At 63.2% G+C, this 19,679-nt stretch carries 16 protein-coding genes; 10 read left to right on the forward strand and 6 right to left on the reverse strand.

The features are described from left to right. Window positions 1-112: 112 nt before the first annotated feature. Both JDV75_RS06550 and JDV75_RS06555 read right to left on the reverse strand, forming a co-directional pair. Complete coding sequence (locus JDV75_RS06550; protein ID WP_198738403.1) at window positions 113-955, reverse strand: hypothetical protein; 843 nt, start codon at window positions 953-955, stop codon at window positions 113-115. Between the two features lie 72 nt (window positions 956-1,027). Next, window positions 1,028-1,495, reverse strand: a complete 468-nt coding sequence (locus tag JDV75_RS06555; protein WP_198738404.1) for a hypothetical protein — start codon at window positions 1,493-1,495, stop codon at window positions 1,028-1,030. Between the two features lie 206 nt (window positions 1,496-1,701). Between JDV75_RS06555 and JDV75_RS06560 the strand changes: the two genes are divergently transcribed. From JDV75_RS06560 to JDV75_RS06570, 3 genes are read left to right on the forward strand one after another with little or no spacing between them, the layout of a single operon-like run. Continuing rightward, entirely contained in the window at window positions 1,702-3,021 is a 1,320-nt protein-coding gene (locus JDV75_RS06560; protein WP_198738405.1) for a carboxylesterase family protein, read from the forward strand. Between the two features lie 45 nt (window positions 3,022-3,066). Further along, window positions 3,067-4,857, forward strand: coding sequence for a maltose alpha-D-glucosyltransferase (gene treS, locus JDV75_RS06565; RefSeq protein WP_198738406.1), 1,791 nt, complete (start codon window positions 3,067-3,069; stop codon window positions 4,855-4,857). 10 nt (window positions 4,858-4,867) lie between these two features. After that, complete coding sequence (locus JDV75_RS06570; RefSeq protein WP_336244304.1) at window positions 4,868-6,130, forward strand: phosphotransferase; 1,263 nt, start codon at window positions 4,868-4,870, stop codon at window positions 6,128-6,130. Here JDV75_RS06570 and idi read toward each other — a convergent pair. After that, a complete protein-coding gene (idi, locus tag JDV75_RS06575) occupies window positions 6,123-6,680 on the reverse strand; it encodes an isopentenyl-diphosphate Delta-isomerase (RefSeq protein ID WP_198738407.1) in 558 nt (185 codons plus the stop codon). The genes JDV75_RS06570 and idi overlap by 8 nt on opposite strands. A gap of 47 nt (window positions 6,681-6,727) precedes the next feature. On the opposite strand from idi, the gene JDV75_RS06580 reads away from it, so the two are divergent. Together JDV75_RS06580 and JDV75_RS06585 are read left to right on the forward strand one after the other, a co-directional pair. Next, window positions 6,728-7,813 carry a polyprenyl synthetase family protein gene (locus tag JDV75_RS06580; RefSeq protein WP_198738408.1) on the forward strand — a complete coding sequence of 362 codons (1,086 nt, stop codon included), beginning with the start codon at window positions 6,728-6,730 and terminating at the stop codon, window positions 7,811-7,813. Further along, on the forward strand, window positions 7,806-8,684 hold the full coding sequence (locus tag JDV75_RS06585) for a phytoene/squalene synthase family protein (RefSeq protein ID WP_232958191.1): 879 nt from the start codon (window positions 7,806-7,808) through the stop codon (window positions 8,682-8,684). Before JDV75_RS06580 ends, JDV75_RS06585 begins: the two co-directional genes overlap by 8 nt. A gap of 40 nt (window positions 8,685-8,724) precedes the next feature. Here JDV75_RS06585 and JDV75_RS06590 read toward each other — a convergent pair whose 3' ends face one another. Next, window positions 8,725-9,279, reverse strand: a complete 555-nt coding sequence (locus JDV75_RS06590) for a hypothetical protein (protein WP_248095432.1) — start codon at window positions 9,277-9,279, stop codon at window positions 8,725-8,727. 139 nt (window positions 9,280-9,418) lie between these two features. Between JDV75_RS06590 and JDV75_RS06595 the strand changes: the two genes are divergently transcribed. From JDV75_RS06595 to JDV75_RS06615, 5 genes are all read left to right on the forward strand, one after another. Next, window positions 9,419-10,546 carry a MalY/PatB family protein gene (locus tag JDV75_RS06595; protein WP_198738409.1) on the forward strand — a complete coding sequence of 376 codons (1,128 nt, stop codon included), beginning with the start codon at window positions 9,419-9,421 and terminating at the stop codon, window positions 10,544-10,546. 172 nt (window positions 10,547-10,718) lie between these two features. Continuing rightward, complete coding sequence (gene brnQ / locus JDV75_RS06600) at window positions 10,719-12,326, forward strand: branched-chain amino acid transport system II carrier protein (RefSeq protein ID WP_198738410.1); 1,608 nt, start codon at window positions 10,719-10,721, stop codon at window positions 12,324-12,326. Between the two features lie 393 nt (window positions 12,327-12,719). Next, window positions 12,720-13,133 (forward strand): hypothetical protein, encoded by a 414-nt coding sequence (locus JDV75_RS06605; protein WP_198738411.1) that lies wholly within the window; start codon window positions 12,720-12,722, stop codon window positions 13,131-13,133. An 894-nt stretch (window positions 13,134-14,027) separates the two neighbouring features. Then, window positions 14,028-14,702 (forward strand): hypothetical protein, encoded by a 675-nt coding sequence (locus JDV75_RS06610; protein ID WP_198738412.1) that lies wholly within the window; start codon window positions 14,028-14,030, stop codon window positions 14,700-14,702. Window positions 14,703-14,983: 281 nt separating this feature from the next. Next, a complete protein-coding gene (locus tag JDV75_RS06615; protein ID WP_198738413.1) occupies window positions 14,984-16,405 on the forward strand; it encodes a hypothetical protein in 1,422 nt (473 codons plus the stop codon). A gap of 322 nt (window positions 16,406-16,727) precedes the next feature. On the opposite strand, the gene JDV75_RS06620 is transcribed toward JDV75_RS06615, so the two are convergent. Both JDV75_RS06620 and JDV75_RS06625 read right to left on the reverse strand, forming a co-directional pair. Next, the gene (locus JDV75_RS06620) at window positions 16,728-18,563 is read right to left on the reverse strand and encodes a BCCT family transporter (protein ID WP_198738414.1); all 1,836 of its coding nucleotides are present in this window, start codon (window positions 18,561-18,563) and stop codon (window positions 16,728-16,730) included. A gap of 162 nt (window positions 18,564-18,725) precedes the next feature. Continuing rightward, entirely contained in the window at window positions 18,726-19,655 is a 930-nt protein-coding gene (locus tag JDV75_RS06625) for an AEC family transporter (protein ID WP_198738415.1), read from the reverse strand. Between the last annotated feature and the right edge of the window lie 24 nt (window positions 19,656-19,679).

Raw genomic sequence — 19,679 nt, forward strand, 5'->3', positions numbered from 1 at the left:
AAGAGGAAGATAGTCAATATTTTTTCCGAAATATCCGGATTCAATATCGTTGATATGATTTTCGTCAAAAGCTGTCAGGACAGCAGACGCGGGACAAACTACACGACTTTTATTAATTCGTTTTCAAATTGTAGTTCCACGGAGCCTCGGGCGGCTCCTCTACAGATTCACTCAACCCAAACATCCCCTTTGTTGACAATTCCTCAATCATACATACAGGGTCTGCATCGACCGGACGGCCATCGGAACGCCCGTGGGCGACTCTCCATGGAATCAATGTGGCACGGATCAGATCAAAATCTTCTAAATCATCCAATTCCCCGCGCTTGTCACCATAGGTCATACTGTAGTATGACCACACAATTCCGCAGTAACGGCGAAGCCGTTGAATCCCCGCAACAGTTTGGTCCAGGTTTTTAAAGCGACCATTTTGTGTCTCCACAACCTGCAGACTCGCCATTTTCGCATAAATATAGGCCGCAATTCTCGCCTTCTCGGCCATGCTACTACTTTCATCTCCACGAAGTAGAACCAAGAGATTCCTGCCGGCCGGATCCACAGCCGCAATTCCGAAAGCGTCGAACGATGCCTGCAGCGCCAAATTGCAGACATGTACATTGACGCCTCCACCCGCGGCAAAGTAGCCTTGTTTAAGTGCCTTTAATGCAGAATGAGGGCGGGTTCTCTCCATCTCCGATTCCGCTATTTTTAGCGTAGAAAGGCTAAGTATAGCCACCCTACGCGCGCACTGATATTCTTTACAGAAAGCATCGATGTACTGTTTCCTAGCCCCATCCTGCTCCCCGAGAGCTTTATATATGTCCCCCAATAGAACATTCAGTAGCCCGTCCTCAGGGTTACTTAACATAGTCTCAAAGACGACGGGGAGCGCTTCACCAAATTGATTAGACCTCATCAAAGCAGAGATCTCGTTCAATTTTTTTTCGGATACCATCTGGACCTCAGCTTACAACCTATAGAGAGCGACCAAGTGTCGTTCGGGACTGGATACAGCTCATGATGACGCTCACAGCCAATGCCACTTTCCTGTGCCTCCCCCCACTGAACGAATCGCATCGTCAAGTGAAAATACCAAATTCATGACGTTACCGTACCAACGGTCCCCGTTGTGCTCGATGTATTCAAACGTTCCGTGTACCGGATTGTCACCTTCGAGAGTCATCTTCATGCGCCACATGGTGTGGACACGGTTGCCCGCGGTAAGGATGAAACCATCTTCGCCAAATTCCTGCATATAGATTCTCTCAGTGAGGGGTGGTTCCGCAGGATCTTTTCCTTCGCTTTCCCTCTGAAGATAGCGCTCAGCAGGTCCACCGGACTGGCAGCGTCCGTCCACATCGGTAGTTGAACAAATCACACCCTGCACTTCTTGCCTGGTACAAGGCATGGTGAAAGTTCCCCTGCGGAAAGCCTTATCCGGTCGAAATAGTCCCATTTCAAATTTTGCTCTGGTGTTACAGTGTCGGATTTTCAATTGGCATCCTGCCATGTAGCACCAAAGCTACCACAAACTGGCTGAGGATTACCCTATTCGGGTTCACCCGAAATTTCTCGAAGGAGCCCCCTGTAGCTGCGTCAGAGCCTAGAAGCGTTCACCGCCCCTAGATTCACAACGGTTGATAGCCTTGTTCCATGGATAGCCCCCAGTCACTCCCCGTAGTTTCTCCGGATTTGAAAGCGATGGGAGCCATCAAGAGCAACGATTCCGTAGACACCGTCACTTTTTATTCACTGCCCTACTCGCATATACCGTCCCCCTTCGCCGCTGCGGAGCCGTTGCGGGAACGGGGCACGGTCGATGCGACGATTCCGAAGGCACGCCAGGTGGGGCTCACGGTCAGCGCCCCGGTGTCCGCGGTGCGCGCGGCCGCGGACACCGCATCGCTACCGCCGGATCTGCCCGTCATCGCCTTCCTCCACGGTGGCCGCTACGAGTCGGGGCACCACGACGGCTCCTGGTACGGTGGCCAGGCATTCGCCCGGGACGGGGCGGTGTTCGTCTCCATCGGGTACCGGATGGCGTTCGAGGGATTCGCGCACTTCGACGACGAGGACCCGTCGCACTACCGGGGCACCGACGATGCCGTCATGGCCCTGGAGTGGATCCAACGCAACATCGAGTCCTTCGGCGGCGACCCGACGAACGTGACGCTGATGGGGCAGTCCGCGGGCGGCGGGATGGCCGTGTGGTTGGCCCGCAGGGACCATTACCGGGGGGCCTTCCGCCGCATCGTCGCACTCTCCCCCGGATACCCGCGCCAGTCCTTCGACCGGCGCCGCCGCGCGCTGCCCTTCCTCGGTGGTTCCTCGGCCCGCGAGAAACTGACGTCCCTGTCCCCGAAACGGCGGGACGCGCTCTACCGCCGCTACCGCACCCGCTACATCACGGATTCCGCGGTCGGTCCCAACCCATTCGACGGCTCACAGCTGGTCGATGTCCCTATCCTGCTGACGCACACGGCGGACGAGTTCTATCTCGAGCCCGTCGGCGCCTGGTGCGACGCCCGCGGCATGGGCGCGGGGTTCGCCAGGCTGCTCGCCGGGAACCTGGGCGCGACGATGGAGCCCGGCGCGTACATCGACGCCTGCCGGAGGATCGACCCGGACCGTGTCGCGGGCCGGATGATCGGCGATTCGACGATCCGGCGTTGGGTGAGCTCCATCGCGGAGACCGCACCCGGCCCGGTGTGGATGCTGCAGTTCACGGGCAGCGGGGACCAACCTGCGCTCCACTGCGCCGAGCTTCCGCTGGTGTTCGACTGCCTGGGCACCCTGCCCGCGCGGGTCGACGCATTACTGGGGGACGATGCCGCCGGGCGCCTGCAGCCGGTGGCCGACCGGGTGCACCGGATGGTGCTGAACTTCGCTTCCGGTCAGCGGCCGGTGTGGCCGGAGTTCGACACCGACGGAGACCGTTTCAGCCGTACCGTCGACATCGCGACGGGTGAAACAGGCTCGGCTGCGGATCCTCTGGGGTACGTCCGCAGAGCCTTTCCCTGACCCCGGTTCTGCACGGAGGACACAGGATTTTCTAGTCTGGTGTGCATGGCTGACGATCCCCTGAAACTGCACACGACCGAAGAGGCACCCGAGCCGGAGATCGACGCGGAGGGTCACGTCGTCGAACCGACCTCCGACGACTTCGATACGCCGGCCCCGGCACCGGGCGACGCCCCGAATGAACGGCCCGAACCCGAGTGGTACAAGCAGGCCGTGTTCTACGAAGTCCTCGTCCGCGCGTTCAACGACTCGACGAACACGGGCTCCGGTGATCTCAAGGGACTGACGGAGAAGCTCGACTACCTCGAGTGGCTGGGTGTGGACTGCCTCTGGCTCCCGCCGTTCTACGACTCCCCCCTGCGGGACGGCGGCTACGACATCCGCAACTTCCGCGAGGTCCTCCCCGAGTTCGGCACGGTCGACGACTTCGTCGAGCTCATCGACCAGGCGCACCGTCGCGGTATCCGCGTGATCACCGACCTCGTGCTCAATCACACCAGCGACCAGCACCCCTGGTTCATCGAGTCGAAGCGCGACCCGGAGGGCCCCTACGGTGACTTCTACGTGTGGAGCGATTCCGACAAGAAATACTCCGATACGCGGATCATCTTCATCGACACCGAGACCTCCAACTGGACGTGGGACGCGGAACGCGGCCAGTACTACTGGCACCGTTTCTTCAGCCACCAGCCGGATCTGAATTACGACAATCCGGAGGTGTGCGAGGCGATGCTCGATGTGCTCCGGTTCTGGCTGGACCTCGGGCTGGACGGATTCCGCCTGGACGCGGTGCCCTACCTCTACGAGCGGGAGGGCACCAACTGCGAGAACCTCCCCGAGACCCACGAATTCCTCAAGCGGTGCCGAGCGCTCGTGGAAGAGGAGTACCCGGGTCGGGTGCTGCTCGCGGAGGCGAACCAGTGGCCGGAGGACGTCGTCGAGTACTTCGGCGAGAAAACCGCCGGCGACGAGTGCCACATGGCATTCCACTTCCCGCTCATGCCCCGGATCTTCATGTCGGTTCGCCAGGAATCCCGCACCCCGATCAGCGACATCCTCGCCGCGACCCCGGACATCCCGGACACCGCCCAGTGGGGAATCTTCCTGCGCAACCACGACGAGCTGACGCTCGAAATGGTCACCGACGACGAACGCGACTACATGTACGCGGAGTTCGCGAAGGATCCGCGGATGCGCGCGAACGTCGGTATCCGGCGCCGTCTGGCTCCGCTTCTCGACGGGGACCGCAACCAGCTCGAGCTGCTGACCGGCATGCTGCTCAGTCTGCCGGGTTCGCCGGTGCTGTACTACGGCGACGAGATCGGCATGGGCGACAACATCTGGCTCGGTGACCGCGACGGGGTCCGCACCCCGATGCAGTGGTCCGACGACCGCAACGGTGGATTCTCCACCGCGGCACCGGAACGGCTCTACCTGCCCGCGATCCAGAACGCGCAGTACGGCTACTCCGCCGTCAACGTGGAGAGTCAGCTGTCGCAGGAGAATTCCCTGCTGCAGTGGAACCGTCGCCTGATCCACTGCCGGAAACAGCACCCCGCCTTCGGGGTCGGCGGCTACCGCGAGGTCGCCTCCGCCAATGAAGCTGTGCTCAGCTACCTGCGCGAGAACGGCGACGACGTCATCTTGTGCGTGAACAACCTGTCCAACCGGCCGCAGGCCGTTTCCCTGGACCTGTCCGAGTTCGCCGGTGTCGCGCCGGTGGAGCTCACCGGGGGCGAAGAGTTCCCCGCGGTCGAAACGGACCGGGACTGGGTGGTCACACTCGCCCCGCACGGTTTCTTCTGGTTCGACCTGTCCAACCGGAACAACAAGTAGGAGTCCCGACGTGAACCCCGCAGTCCTGGCCGCCACCCTGTCCTCCAGCCGCTACTACGGTGCGAAATCGCACCCGATCGACACCGTCGAGGTCGTCGCAACCACGGAGGCCGCCGGTGGCCGGTGGCTGGTGGCCCGCACCCCCGACGGTCTGTACCAGATGCTCGTCGACGACACCGACGAGACGCTCCCCGATGTCCTGGGGACCCCGGAGGTCGCGACGGCACTCGGTACGGCAATCGCCGAGGGGCGTCCGGCCGGCGGCGGCACGCTCCACATCGTGGGCGGTGACACCGACGGCGGGGCGGACGGTGTCCGGGAACCGGGCGAGCTGGCCGGTGCGGTCATGCCCACGGGGCTCCGGGGACGACGGATCTCCGGGGAACAGTCCAACACCTCGCTGGTGTTCGGTGACGGCACGGTGGACAGCCTGATGGTCAAGTACTTCCGGAAGCTCCAACCGGGCGCCAATCCCGATGTCGAGCTGCTCGCCGGGCTGTCCCGCGTCGGATGCCCGAACATCGCCCCGCTGCGTGGCTGGGTCACCGTCGACGTCGATGGCTGGGAGTTCACCACGGCGATGGTCCAGGACTTCGCCCGGGGTACCAGGGATGGCTGGGAACTGGCCCTGGAACACGCTGCCGACGGCCGGTCCTTCACCGAAGAAGCCAGGGAGCTGGGCCGGGCCGTCCGACGGGTGCACAGCGATCTCGCATCCGCGTTCGACACGGGTGCAACGGGCGTCGACGAGGTCCGGGACCACCTCACCGAACGGCTCACCGAGCTCGCCGGCGATGTCCCCGTGATCGGCGACTACAGTGAAGCGGCTCACGCCGTCTACGACGCGCTCGACACGACGGCGGCGACCCCGGTGCAGCGGGTCCACGGTGACCTGCACCTCGGCCAGGTACTGCGCACCGACGCCGGATGGCTGCTCATCGACTTCGAGGGCGAACCCGCCCGACCGCTCGAGGAACGACGCCAGCCGGACAGCCCTCTGAAGGATCTGGCCGGGGTGATCCGTTCCTTCGATTACGCCGCGCACTTCCACGCCCAGAGCGACTCGACGGCTCCCGGGCCGGAGGATCCGGCAGGGTGGGCGCGGGACTGCGTCGACGCCTTCCTGGACGGATACGGGACAGAGAACACCTCCCTGTTGGAGGCCTACCGACTGGACAAGGCGCTCTACGAAGTCGCGTACGAGGCCAACAACCGTCCCGACTGGCTGGACATCCCCCTCGCGGCGGTCAAACGGTTGACCGGCGTCAGCTGACCCCCAGTGCCCGGCGCAGCTCAGAGTGCGCGAGCTGCTCCCCCATCCAGGGGCTGAACGCGAAGGGGGCGGAGTGGACGGCGGCGACGAGCCTGGACGGTGCGATCCACGCCGTCTGGTCAACCTCCCCGGCCAGCGGATCGATTGTCGCCCCTGGGGCCAAAAAGGCCGTGTACACCGGGCAGATCTCGAACTCGACGATCCCCGATGAGTCGACGGCCCGGTACCGGAAATCAGGGAGTACGCAGGTGACGTCGGTGAGGTCCTCCGGTTTCAGGCCGAGTTCCTGGGTACCGCGCCGCAGCAGCGCATCGACGGTTTCCTCCCCCGGCCCCGGGTGACCGCACATGGTGTTGGTCCACACACCGGGCCACGTCTTCTTGCCCAGCGCCCGGCGGGTGAGGAGGATCTCTCCCGCACCGCCGATCAGATAGCAGGAAAAAGCCAGGTGAAGGGGGGTTTCGGTGGAGTGCACCGTGGCCTTGGGTGCCGTTCCGGTCGGCCTGCCCGCGTCATCGGCCAGGACCACGAGTTCACGTCCGTTGATCATGCGACCAGCTTAACCACCTTCACGCCGAACGTGAGACAATGGTAAATATGAGTCCCTCGCCTTCTTCCCCGATGTTCCGGGAACGCAGCGAGCGGTCCGTCGCCTATCTCCACTCCAGGTTCGCCGAGACGGCCGATCTCCTTGCGGAGACGACCCCCCACGCCGCGGCCCCGTTACAGGATGCGAGAGAGATCTGCACCGGCGGGAAACACCTCCGGTCCCTGCTGGTTCACATCGCCGCGGACCGCCCCTCCGGTCCTGTCCCCCGCTGTGACACCGCTGTGGCCGCGGCCTTCGATCTCCTGCACGGGTCCTTCCTCATACTCGACGACGTCTTCGACGCCGATGAGACGCGCCGGGGTCGCCCGACGGTTCACGCAGCTGCGATCGCCCGGGCGGAGAATGAATACGGCATCGCCGGGAGCACCGATCCCTCCGACGCTGCGCACTACGGTCAATCCGTCGCCGTGCTGACCGGAACCGCGGCCCTGGCCGGGGCCCTGCGTCTGATCACCGACTCCGGTGCCGGAGGCACGACGACCGTGTCCCTGATCCGGCTTCTCACCGACGCCGCGGGACTGTCGATGATGGGGGAGTTCCTGGACCTCCACTACTCCCTTCCGGGTGTGGAGGCGGGTGCGGATGCCGTACGGACGGCGAGTCACCTGAAAACCTCCCCCTACTCCTTCAGCGCCCCTCTCGTGGCGGGGGCGCTGCTCGCCGGGCGCGACGGGCACACCGCCGTGTTGCGGGAGATGGGGGGTCACGCGGGGGCCGCGTTCCAGACAGCCAACGACCTCCACTCCGTGTTCTCGTCGAGTTCACGGACCGGCAAGAGTGCCGCCGGCGATCTGGCTCTCGGCCGGGCCACCCCGCTCCTGACCGCGGCAAGGGAAACAGCCGCCCGGTCTGAACTCGATGAGATTCTCGCGGGCGGCGATCCCTCGCAACTGAAGCGCGTGCGGGAACTGCTGCACTCCTGTGGCGCGGTGGACGAGGTGATCACCCGGGCACGGGACGATCTCGCCGCCGCGCGCACGGTGCTCGCCGACACCGGTGCGCTGCCTTCCCCGGAGGCCCGGGCGGCGTTCGCCGCCGTTCTCGACGGAATCTCGGAGAGTCTCCATGTCTGAGCGCCGCACCTCGCTGGCGGACTACGACGCCATGTCCATCCGTGCCGCGGCGCGGGTGATGGAAAACTACTCCACGTCTTTCTCACTGGCCACCAGGCTTCTCGACGAGCGCACCCGGACGGACATCAGGAACCTCTACGCCGTCGTGCGGATCGCCGATGAGATCGTCGACGGTACCGCGGCCGACGCCGGTCTCGGCGAAGCCGCGGTGCGTGCGGAACTCGATGCCTTCGAACACGCCGTGATCCGCGCCGTGGACACCGGGTTCTCCACCAACCCGGCGATCCACGCCTTCGCCGGTACGGCCCGGAGGACGGACATGTCACCGGAGCATCTGACGGCATTCTTCTCCTCGATGCGCCACGATCTGTCCTGTTCCGTGGTCTACGACGAAGCCGAGCTCGACAGGTACATCTACGGTTCCGCTGAGGTAATCGGACTCATGTGCCTGAGCATCTTCACCGCCGATCGAACCCTCCCGGAGGAGGAACTGGTCCGGTGCGCCACCGGTGCGCGTCGGCTAGGTGCAGCGTTCCAGAAGGTCAACTTCCTGCGAGACCTCCACGAGGACACCGCCGAACTGGGCCGCAGCTATCTCGGCGACGGCGCCCCGCTGACGGACCGGAAGCGGGACGAGGTCGTCACGGATGTCCGTGCCGACCTCGACGCGGCGCTGGAGACGGTTCCGCTGCTCCCGGCACGGGTACGGGCCGGGGTGATCGCGGCTGTCCTGCTCTACGGGGAACTGACTGACCGCCTGGCGGTCATCCCGGCATCCGAGATAATGCGGCGCCGTGTCTCCGTTCCCGCCCGGGTGAAGGCCGCTATCCCGGTGCGTGCGTTGGTCATGGCCGCGCGCATGCGTTCCTGAGCCGCCCTTGTTCCGGAACTTTGTTCTGCGATGAGCGGACTCAGTTGCGTGGCAGGGAGCCCTTGAAGATGATGTTCCCGATCCGGAACTCGGCGTTGTAGAGCGACCCATAGGAGGTCTGGAACGCGTAAGCGAGATTCGTCGAAGCCCCGGGGCCGAGCGGGAGATCCAGCGCGGAAACGAGGCCCGGATACTGGTCCTCGGTCATCCGCTGGATCTCGGTGAGGTTTCCGGAATAGTCAGAGATCGCCAGCGTTGGCCGAGCGAAGGCATCGGCCGGAAGTGCCACGTCGTTGCGGTTCGTGATGAGGACGTGGATGACGGAACCACCGTAGTTGCCGTAGTTCACCGACATGATCTGCCAATCCACGTTCAGGCCCGGGTCGTGCGCCGGTTCAGTGAGATCCTGGTCGACCAGCACCGGTTCCACCTGTTTCGGGCTGAACGGGGTCGCCTCCTCGACGACGGGAGCGGAGCTGGTCGCCTCCGACCCAGGAGCGGGTGCATCGGTTTTTTCGCCCGAGCAGGCGACGAGAGTCACCGTCGCCAGAGTCGCCGCGATGATTCGGGCGGCGGACCGGATTCTGGTAGTCACTTCTTGCACCACACCTTCCGCGGGGTTCTGATGGTCATCCCACCGGGGTCCGGCGGTCGTATGCACACTCATCCTAGTATCCCGTTGCCTGCCCCTGGGCCTTCGGCCCCACGACCGCTCCGGGACTAGATTCGGTGTCATGTACTTTCCTTCCCTGGATCAGCTCCGCGAACGTGGCACGCAGAAGTGGACCCTCCACCCGGATGATGTCCTCCCGCTCTGGATCGCGGAATCCGATTTCGGTACCTGCCCCGAGGTGAAGCAGGCAATGGCCGACGCCGTCAGACGAGAGGCGTTCGGCTATCCCCCGGAGCCGACGGCACTGCGTTCGGCGATGGTCTCGTTCTACCGCTCCCGGTACGGGGTGGATCTCAACCCGGACGGGATCTTCGCGATTCCCGACGTTGTCCGGGGGCTGGAGCTGGTGATCAACCACTTCACCCGTCCAGGATCGCCGATCATCATTCCGGTTCCGTGTTACCCACCGTTCCTGGATCTTCCGGTGGTCACGGACCGTGAGGTCGTGTACGTCGGTGCCGAGGGCGGTCTGGATCCGGACGAGATCGAGCAGGCGTTCGCGGCCGGAGCGGGATCACTGATCCTCTGCAGCCCGAACAACCCCCTGGGCTACACCTTCGACGCCAACTTCCTCCGGGCGCTGGCGGATACAGCGGCCCGACATGACGGACGGATCATCGTGGACGAGATTCACTCGCATCTCGTCTACGACGGCCTCCACACGATGGCCGCCACCGTCAGCGGGACTGCCGCGAAGACGTGCATAACGGTGACCGCGGCCTCCAAGGCGTGGAATGTCGCGGGGCTGAAGTGCGCGCAGATGATCTTCACCAATCCGGATGACATCACCACCTGGAACGGGTTGAATCACCTGCTGCGCAGCGGGTACTCCACGCTGGGCCTAGTGGCGACCGAAGCCTGCTACCGCGCAGACCAGGCATTTCTGAGTGAGGAACTCGATCATCTCCGGTCGAACCGGGATTGGCTCGCAGCCGAGCTCCCGGCACGGATCCCTGGTCTCAAAACGACTGTTCCCGAGGCCACCTACCTGATGTGGCTTGATTTCCGGGACACCGCAGTCCCCGGCGAACCCGCCCCGTGGTTGCTGGAACACGCCCGGATCGCGCTCAACGACGGAACAACCTTCGGGCCCGGCGGCGCCGGTCACGCCCGGCTGAACTTCGCCTGCTCCCGGGAGACACTCGCCGAAGCCGTCGATCGGATGGCGAACGCCTGCGCACGGGCGTGATCTTCACCACTGCGTCAACTCACGGCCCTTTCCCGCTACGGTCTGGCCGGAAACACGCAGTAGTGTTTTTCGGGTGAAGAAAGCCCGACTGATTCTGTTCACTTCTGGGCGGACATCGACCGTTTCCGTGCACCCCGCATTCCCGCCCGGTGCACCTGTGTGAAAGGCAGCAATGAGCACACCAGCATCCACCCGTTCAGCAGGCACCACCGGTACCATCGCGGTGGCGACACTGATGCTGTTCTCGATGTTCTTCGGAGCCGGGAACCTCATCTTCCCGCCCATGCTCGGCGTGGAGGCCGGCATGGGGTTTCCGCTCGCAATCACCGGATTCCTCGCCGCCGGGGTGCTGCTTCCGGTACTCAGCGTTATCGCCGTCGCCATCACGGGCGACGATATCTACGATCTCGCGCAGAGGGGCGGAAAGATCTTCGGGCTGATCTTCCCGATCCTGGTGTATCTGGCGATCGGTGCGTTCTACGCACTGCCCCGTACCGCCGTCGTGAGCTTCTCGACCGCCGTGACGCCACTCACAGGCCTCGATTCAACGGCCGCGGCAGCGGTGTTCTCCGCGGTCTTCTTCGCACTCTCCCTGGCGCTGGCGTTCGACCCTACGGGACTGGTGGACAAACTCGGAAAATACCTCACCCCGATCCTGCTCACCCTCCTCATCGTCCTCGTTGTACTCTCCGTTCTCACGCTCCAGAGCAATCCCGGACCCGCAACCGAGAAATACACAGCCCACCCGCTATCCGCGGGACTCATCGAGGGCTATCTGACGATGGACTCTCTCGCCGCGCTGGCATTCGGAATCATGGTCGTGTCCTCACTGCGCTACAAGGGAGTCCCGAACGGCCCGAAACTCGTCCGTGGTGTCGGGGCCGCCGCCATCGGTGCAGGCGCACTTCTCGGTGTCATCTATGTGGGACTGGGAGTCGTCGGTCAACGGGTACCGGACGCCCGAAGCTACGAGGACGGTGCGACTCTCCTAACCCATGCCGCCGAATCCACGATGGGCTTCGCGGGCATGGTCGTCTTCGGACTGATCGTCTTTCTGGCATGCCTGTCCACCGCCGCAGGACTCATCGGTGCGACGAGCGAATTCTTCCACCGCATCATGCCCGGCATCTCCTATCGGTCCTGGGCGATCATCTTCGCGGTGATTTCCCTCATGGTGTCGACCACGGGACTCGAGACAGTGCTCGCCATAGCGGCACCGATTATCGGTTTCCTGTACCCCGCGGCGATCACCCTCGTGTTCCTGACGCTCATCGAACCGATCTTCCGCCGCAAGCTCCATTACGCGTTCCTCTTCTCCCTGGCGGTGGCGGTGATCTGGGCGGCCCTCATGACCACCATTTCCCTCGGTTGGGGGGCATCGGTCACCCGTCCCCTGATCGACTGGTCACCGATGCACGCTCAGCAGCTAGGTTGGGTCGTCCCTACACTCATCGCGGCCGGGCTCGGTTACGTGGCGGATCTCATCCTGCGGCCCGTCCGCGCCGTACCGGTCGGTGGTGAGCATCAACTCGAGGCCGAACTGCGTAGCGGACATCGTGATTCAGAGGCGCTTGAAGAGGCTGTGGTCACCCACGATCCCGAGGTCATCGCCGAGGTCCAGGCCACCGATGCTGAGGAGGCCATAGAGGCCCTCGACCACCGCATCGACGCCATCGAACGCGAACGCACCGAAGCCACGGCCCGCCTGGAGGCACTCGACGAAGCCAAGAAACTCGCTGAACAGCACGCCGCGAATCTCCGTAGCGCGACCGACAACTGACTCATAGCCCCAAAAGGGCTGAGAAAACACCGCACATCCGAGCCTCAGAATGCGGTTCGAAGATGTTCCAGACAGCTGCGCCCCGCACCCACAGGCCGGGCGCAGCTGTCTGTCGACCGACATACGCCTGGCATCGGACGGACCCGATTTCCACAAGAGACAGGACCCTAAACAACCACCACGGGTTGCAGGAAGACAGGCGTGTCGCGTCAGCGCCGAGAAGCCACCGAACAGGTGTCATCACACTCCGAGCCCATTTCCGGCCCTCCTCCCCGTTTTCCCGGGCCCGGGGAACCTATCCGACATGAAGGAAGTCTGACCATGATGGAGCCCCCGGTTCGGACCCGGGTGCCGTAGTAAGTCCGATCATCACAGGAAAGGTGGGGATGCCCGTTGAATGCCACCGGACTTCTCGGATTGATCCTGGTGTGGGGCGCCCTGACGATGTCTGCATGCCAGACGCCGTCTCCCCAACCGTCCGATCCGGTCGCCGGTTCCTCGACCACCGATCCACAAGACGGACCAGCCGGTGAAAGTTCGGAGGATGACCTGTCCCCGGTAACCGCCGACGCCGACGGAAGTCCCATCATCTTCGATCCTGTGGAGGCCGGAAAGAACCTCCCGGACCTCTTCCTGGAGTTGTCCGAGGAAGCCATGAACAGGATCGGTATCACCAACGAATTTCAACGGTTCACCTACGGACTGGACGACGAACTGCCGGGAAAGGGAATAGCTGCGACTCGATCCCACCGAATACACCGGGCCAGAGGTAACTTCCCTGGTTTTATTTACCGACAACGTCAGTAAGGAATACATCAAAGAACAGGGCTTCTTCATTCGGAACGCATCCGAATCAAAAGTGCCGAACGCATACTTCTACAACTTTTCCCGGTGAGATCGGAGTACCCGCTTTATCGGCACACATACTCTCAGGGGAAGATTGGGACTGGTTGCAACAGGACCAACAACATGGACGTGGGAAGAATCCTGCCCTCTGGCACTGAAATACTTCGACAAAACCTATGCTGCCACCGACGGATTCATCTGGTTGAGAACTGGGCAGAGAGACTGAGAAAAATCCCGATAGTGGGTTGACGTACCAACTCCACACAACCGGATCTCATAGTTGGATCGCTTCGGGAACCATCGAAAGAGATTCAGCGCAACGGTGCCAGTCCACTTTTCGCTCGTCAGCAGTAAGTGATCACAAGTTCCCTGGGCTGGAGGATCCCAGGCAGCATCATGCTCGGGCATTCACCGGTGGTACAAGTTCACCGGAAGCGTCGTGACCGTGGGCTTCTCGGACAGTCTGAAAGGCTTGGCGAGACCACAACCTCCACGGCCCAAGTAGTGAAGGCCACTTAAGAAGGTGCCTCACACCCAGTCGGCCATCCGAAAACCCGGCACCGTGATCGATCCCGACGCATTACCCGGGCAGATTCCCGCGACCTGCACCCCGGCAGCGTAGCGGGCCCGGCAAAGGCGGACATACAGCTCGGATTCATACGCGATAGGGGTGCCGTCCTCCGGCAGTTTTACGAGCTTTCACCCCCGCGGCCATGCAATCCGGGAATCACAGGGAACCTACCCAGGCCCGATGCGGTCTAACGCCTTTGAAAGCAGTGCAAGAAGCCATCTCGATGTATCACCGTTTTCCGGAGAAAGCCAGGTCTCCCCTTGAATCGAAACACGCTCCTGAAGGTGCTCGTCGCGAGCGCCTCGATAATCTTGGCCGCCTGCCAGACCCCGCCACCACAGCCCGGTGATGGGCAAGACGAATCAGCGGCCTCCACGCCAACCGCACAGTCAACCGAGCAAGCCGTCTCCGAAGACCAGTCTTCGGCAACGGCCAACACCGACGGTAGTCCCATTATCTTCGACCCCGTGGAGGCCGGAAAGAACCTCCCAGACCCGTGCCTGGAGCTGTCCGAGGAAACCATGAACAGGATCGGTTTCACCGGCGAATTTCAACGGTTCACCTACGGCCTGGACGACGAACTGCTGGGAAAAGGAATAAGCTGCGATCTCGACCTGATCGAAGACACCAGGCTAGAGGTAACTACCTTCGGCTTCTATACCGACAACGTCAGTAAGGAATTCATCAAAAAACAGGGTTTCTTCATCCGCGACGTACCGGAGTCAAAAGTGCCGAACGCATACTTCTACACTTTCTCCCCTCGTAATCAGAGTAGGTGCTTTATCGGCGCGCACACCCCCAGGGGACGATTGGGGTTAGTTGCGTCAGGGCCAACAACATGGACGTGGGAAGAATCCTGTCCACTGGCACTCAAATACTTCGACAAAACCTATACTGCCACCGACGGCTTCACCTGGTTGAAATCATCACCGGATAAATACGAAAGGAATAATCGATAGTGTCCGTTCAATTTGATGTCGCACGATTGGATAACATCATCCGATCACTGCGAGAAGAGCATAAGAAGATCCACAGAATTAGTGGACAGATAATCTTTGGTCCAGGGATTAAATTGTATTCGTCGGCCCCTGGATTGGCAGAGCTCGGTCGCCAGCACGCCCAGGTGTTCACCGGGGCGGCCGGGTCAGCCGATGATGTTCTCACCGTCTTCAAAAACCAGGCCCAGTGGTTGGCTGAAGCACTACACTCTACGGTCCGTGCCCTGGAAACCATTGACGGGGTGACCCGCATCCAACTGATCACCGGTGCCCCCGGACCAGAGGTAACCCCCGAGGCACTGCCGTTTCCCGACCGGCCCGACGCAGACTACCGGCCGTTCACATTCACACCCCCACACATCCCCGGAGGTGGTGAGACACTGGCCGGGCTGTCCGCGATGTTCTCCACGACCGACACCGCAGCAGCCGACCGAGCCGAACAGACCTGGACCCAGACAGCGACACAGACCGCGCAGATCGCCGATGAACTCGACCACATCGCCGCACAGATCACGGACCTGACCGACGGGGAATCCTTCGACCGGGCCGCCCACACCATCACCACCGTCGCCGCCAGCGCGCGGGTGTTTTCCACCAACGCCCGGACCATGGGCGAGAGTGTCGCCCGACTCAACCCCATCAACTCCTGGGCCCAGGCCGAGATCAGTGCTGCCGAGGTGCAACTGGCGTTGATCGAGGAACCCGCAGAACGCGAGATCGCCGAGAAAGCCTGGGTGTCATCCTTCCTCGGCGGGAGCCTGCCTGCGGCGGTCTCCGGTGCTGTCCCACCGATCAGTCACCTGATGCAGACACCGGTCGACGCTCACGACGGCTACACCACCACCGGGGACGGCATGACCCTCGGCACAGGTAACGCACCGGTGGTCACCGGTGGTGTCGGTGTGGGCGCTGGTGGTGGTACCGCGGCCGCGATCGGCTCCGCGCAGTCCGATGGTGAGGGTCTGGTGCGCCCGGATCAGGTGGGGACTTCTGCCGCCGGTGCGGCAGGTGGTGGTGCACCGGTGGTCTCTGGGTCTGGTTCCGGGGTGGGTGTGCCCGGTGGTGGGGTGAGACCGACTGTGACCGGCCCGGCTACATTCGGTGGTATCGCACATCCCGCCACAGCCGCCGGTGCTGGTGGGGGTTCTACCGGTGGGGCTGGTGTCGGTGTTGGACCCGGTGTTGTCGGTGGTACCGGTGGTGGCCGTGCCGTGTCAGGTGCACCGTCAGGTGGTTCGGGCAAGGGGGTCGCAGGTAGCACCGGCCAGCGGCCAATGGTCATGCCGGGTGCGCGACCTGGCGTGGGGCCTGGTGGTGTGGGGCGTGCCGGTGGGTCTGGTCTGCCCGGTGGATCTGGTGTGCCGGGTGCCGGGGTGGCACCGCGTGCCGGTGGGGCTGTTCCGCCTGGGGGGTCAGGTGCTGTGGGTCATGTGGGGTCCGGTGGTGCGCAGGGGGCGGGTGTTGGTCGGGGTGGTGTGGCTGGTGGTGTGCCGATGGTGGGGACAGGTGGTGGTCGGCGGGATCGGAAGCAGTCGTCGTCGGTGTTGTCTCAGGTGGAGCGGTCGGGGAATCTGGAGAAGATCCTCGGTCCTGCGCCGTTGACGGTGCCGCCGGTGATCGGTGATTGGGCACGACCAAACCCACCGGACGCACCACAGGGGTGAGTGACGTCGCCTGTGGTCGGGTACCGGATGCGTGATCCGGGGGGCTTGTCTCGTTGACAGTGATCGCCCCGAAGTACATCCGGCTGTGACGTCGAATCGATTGTTGTCACCGGCGGTGCCCGGGCCTCCCGGATCGCGGGGCTCCGGCCGCCATCGGCGTCACAACAGCGACGGAACAGAACCATTTCGACCAACCGCATAGCGCACGTGAACCGAGGTTTCACTGCTGAAACCCGGCCGATGGGGCACACACAGAGAAACACCGCCCCAGCTGTCTGCTCGGGGCGGTGTTCTAAAGGTTGTGGGCTATCCGTTTACGGCGTCAGGAGCCCTTAGCGGCCTCAGACTCGTCGGAGGTCTTCTCCTCTCCCCCCTTGACGTCGAGCTCCCCGTCGACGACGACATTGCCGGAGATGACGATGTTGCCGTCCTCGTCGTACTCGTAGGCGAGCGGCGGCAGCGGATTCCCGTCCGCGTCATATCCGGGCGCGGGACGGTTCTCCTGCTCGGCGAGCTTCTCCGGGGAGTCGGTCTGGTCCCACTGCCTGGTGAGCAGCTTCGGTTTCGCGGCGGCGTCGTCGATCATGCCTTTCATCAGGGAGTACATCATCACGAACTGCATGATGAAGAACGGGAGGGCGACGATGATGACGACCTGCTGCAGGGTCTCGATACCCGTGTCGGGGCTCATGATGAGCAGTGCACCGGCCACGGCACCGATGGCGCACGCCCACATGACCCGGTAGTAGACGGGCGATGAATCCTCCTCACCGGTGGCAAACATGTCGGTGACCATCGCGGACGAGTCGATCGAGGTGATGAAGAAGATCACGACGATCGCCAGTGCGAAGATGCTGACGATGCCGGTCGCCGGGTAGTACTCGAGGAAGGTGAACAGTGCGGCCGCGGTGTTGCCCTCCTCGACGACGGGACCGACGAGGACACCCGGATCGAGCGCCTCGATCTCGAAACCGGCTCGACCGAAGATGGCGAACCAGATCACGGAGAAGATCGCCGGCAGGCAGATCACACCCGCGATGAACTCGCGGACTGTACGGCCCTTGGAGATGCGGGCGACGAACATACCGACGAACGGTGACCAGCAGATGGTCCACGCCCAGTAGAACACGGTCCAGGAGCCCTGCCAGCCGGGGTTATTGGCGAATGCGTCGGTGTAGAACATCATGCCGGGGGCGTTGTCGACGTAGATGCCGAAGCCCTGGACGGTGGAGCGGAGCAGGGTGAGCGTCGGTCCGGTGATCAGGACGAAGATCATCAGGACAACGGCCATCGCGATGTTCGCGTTGGACAGGACCTTGATGCCCCGTTCCAGGCCGCTGGCCACGGAGATCGAGGCGATCACGGTGATGAACACGATGATGCCCAGCTCGACGGGTCCCATGACGGGTACGTCCCACAGCATGTTCATGCCGGCGTTGATCTGGAGGGTTCCCAGTCCGACGGACACCGCGATACCGAAGACGGTACCGACGATGGCCAGGACATCGATGAGCTTCCCGGGCCAGGAGTAGATCCGGGCGCCGAGGACGGGGGCGAACACGGAGCTCAGCCGCGGGGGCAGCTTCCGCTTGTAGATGAAGTAGCCGAGCGCCAGTCCCGGGAGCGCCATGATGACCCACATGTGGGCGCCGAAGTGATAGAAGGTGAACGCCATCGCCTCGACGGCAGCCTCCTGGGACCCTGGTTCGACATCGGCCATCGGCGGGTTGGTCATGTGGTGCAGCGGCTCGGCCACGCCCCAGAACATGAGCACCGCACCGACACCGCCCGCGAACAGCATCGCAAACCAGGCGAGCACCGAGTGTTCGGGCTCGTCGTCGTCATCCCCCAGCCGCATCCGGCCGAAGTGGGAGACGAACACCCCGAGCAGGAACACCACACAGATGGACACGCCTCCGATGTAGAGCCAGCCGAGATCCGTGAGCAGCCACGTGGCCACGCCCTCCAGGGTCCGGCGGGCGCTCTCCCCTAAGATGACGGCCGCCGCGACGAACGCGACGATGATCCCCCCGGAGAGGAAGAAGATGAGAGGGTCCGTCTTCAGCCATCCGAAGAAACCGTCGTTGCCGGGTTTGTCTTCGGTGGTCTGTTCGGGTGGGGTGGTCTGTGCTGGTCCGGATTGTCCGGGCGACTTCATGGATCACGCCTTCGTCGGTGGCTGATAAGGAACGGGAACAAGATTAGAAACATCATTAGCTGTTTGCCGAATCCCCAGGATCAGCACCCCCAGACGTGGCTGGCGCTCATCGTTGCAGCGCACAGCGTTATTCACACCCAGGGCACCGATTAATGAGTTGTACTACCACCGGCCGAGCAACGCGGAAACAATGAGGATCACCGGCACCGAAACGACGGTGGAGACCACCGCCGCGTCCCGCGCCAGCGCGGTGGTGACGCCGTACCTGTCCGCGTAGACGAACACGTTCTGTGCAGTCGGCAACGCAGCCAGTACGGTCACGGTGAGCAGTATCGCCCCGTCAAGACCGACGGCGACACCGAGAAGACAGGCGACGGCCGGGTGCACGATGTTCTTCCCCGCCACCGCCACGCCCAGTGTCCGGCGGGACACGGTGGACGAATCCAGCAGGCGCACCGTCGCGAGCGAGATACCGAAAGCGATGAGGGCGACCGGGACCGCGGCCCCGGCGAGCAGAGACACGACACCGTCGACGGGCCCCGCGGGCCGCCACCCGACGGCGTTGGAGACTCCTCCGGCGAGAGCTGCCACGACCACGGGATTCGCCAGTGCCGTACTCACCAGAACCCGGGGAGACAGTCCCCTGCCTCCGGTCAACGACTCGAGGAGTGTCAACGCGAGCGGACCGTAGAACCCGATCTGGAAGAGCAGCAGCGGAACGACGGCCGCGGCGTCCCCGAGGACGTGGACCGCCAGTGGGAGGCCGAGATTCGCCGCGTTGCAGTAGGAGGACGACAGGCCTGCAATGATCGATCCCGGTGCAGATGTCCCGGTAATGAAACGGGTGACGCAGGATGTCGCGACGCCGACGATGAGTGCGGAGGTGACGATCACAGCGGATGACGGCGCGATGATCGTGGACCAGTCGGCGACGGCCACGCGGCCGAACACCAGCGCGGGCAGAGCGACGAAGAACACGAACCGGTTGAGAACCCGCAGTGCGTCCTCCCCCAGCACCCCAATCCGCCCGACGAGAAAGCCGACGGCGATCACACCGAACACCATGCTGAATCCAGCGGCCACCTCAGTCACCCGACCATTGTCGCACCGGTCTGC

This window comes from Corynebacterium meridianum (assembly GCF_016342265.1).
In the GTDB taxonomy this organism is placed as follows: domain Bacteria; phylum Actinomycetota; class Actinomycetes; order Mycobacteriales; family Mycobacteriaceae; genus Corynebacterium; species Corynebacterium meridianum.

What these genes read in the sequence shown, in the direction of transcription:
- JDV75_RS06580 (WP_198738408.1), top strand. Translation starts at nt 6,728, where the DNA reads ATGAGTCCCTCGCCTTCTTCCCCGATGTTCCGGGAACGCAGCGAGCGG.
- JDV75_RS06595 (WP_198738409.1), top strand. Translation starts at nt 9,419, where the DNA reads ATGTACTTTCCTTCCCTGGATCAGCTCCGCGAACGTGGCACGCAGAAG.
- JDV75_RS06585 (WP_232958191.1), top strand. Translation starts at nt 7,806, where the DNA reads ATGTCTGAGCGCCGCACCTCGCTGGCGGACTACGACGCCATGTCCATC.
- JDV75_RS06560 (WP_198738405.1), top strand. Translation starts at nt 1,702, where the DNA reads ATGGGAGCCATCAAGAGCAACGATTCCGTAGACACCGTCACTTTTTAT.
- idi (WP_198738407.1), bottom strand. Translation starts at nt 6,680, where the DNA reads ATGATCAACGGACGTGAACTCGTGGTCCTGGCCGATGACGCGGGCAGG.
- JDV75_RS06550 (WP_198738403.1), bottom strand. Translation starts at nt 955, where the DNA reads ATGGTATCCGAAAAAAAATTGAACGAGATCTCTGCTTTGATGAGGTCT.
- brnQ (WP_198738410.1), top strand. Translation starts at nt 10,719, where the DNA reads ATGAGCACACCAGCATCCACCCGTTCAGCAGGCACCACCGGTACCATC.
- treS (WP_198738406.1), top strand. Translation starts at nt 3,067, where the DNA reads ATGGCTGACGATCCCCTGAAACTGCACACGACCGAAGAGGCACCCGAG.
- JDV75_RS06620 (WP_198738414.1), bottom strand. Translation starts at nt 18,563, where the DNA reads ATGAAGTCGCCCGGACAATCCGGACCAGCACAGACCACCCCACCCGAA.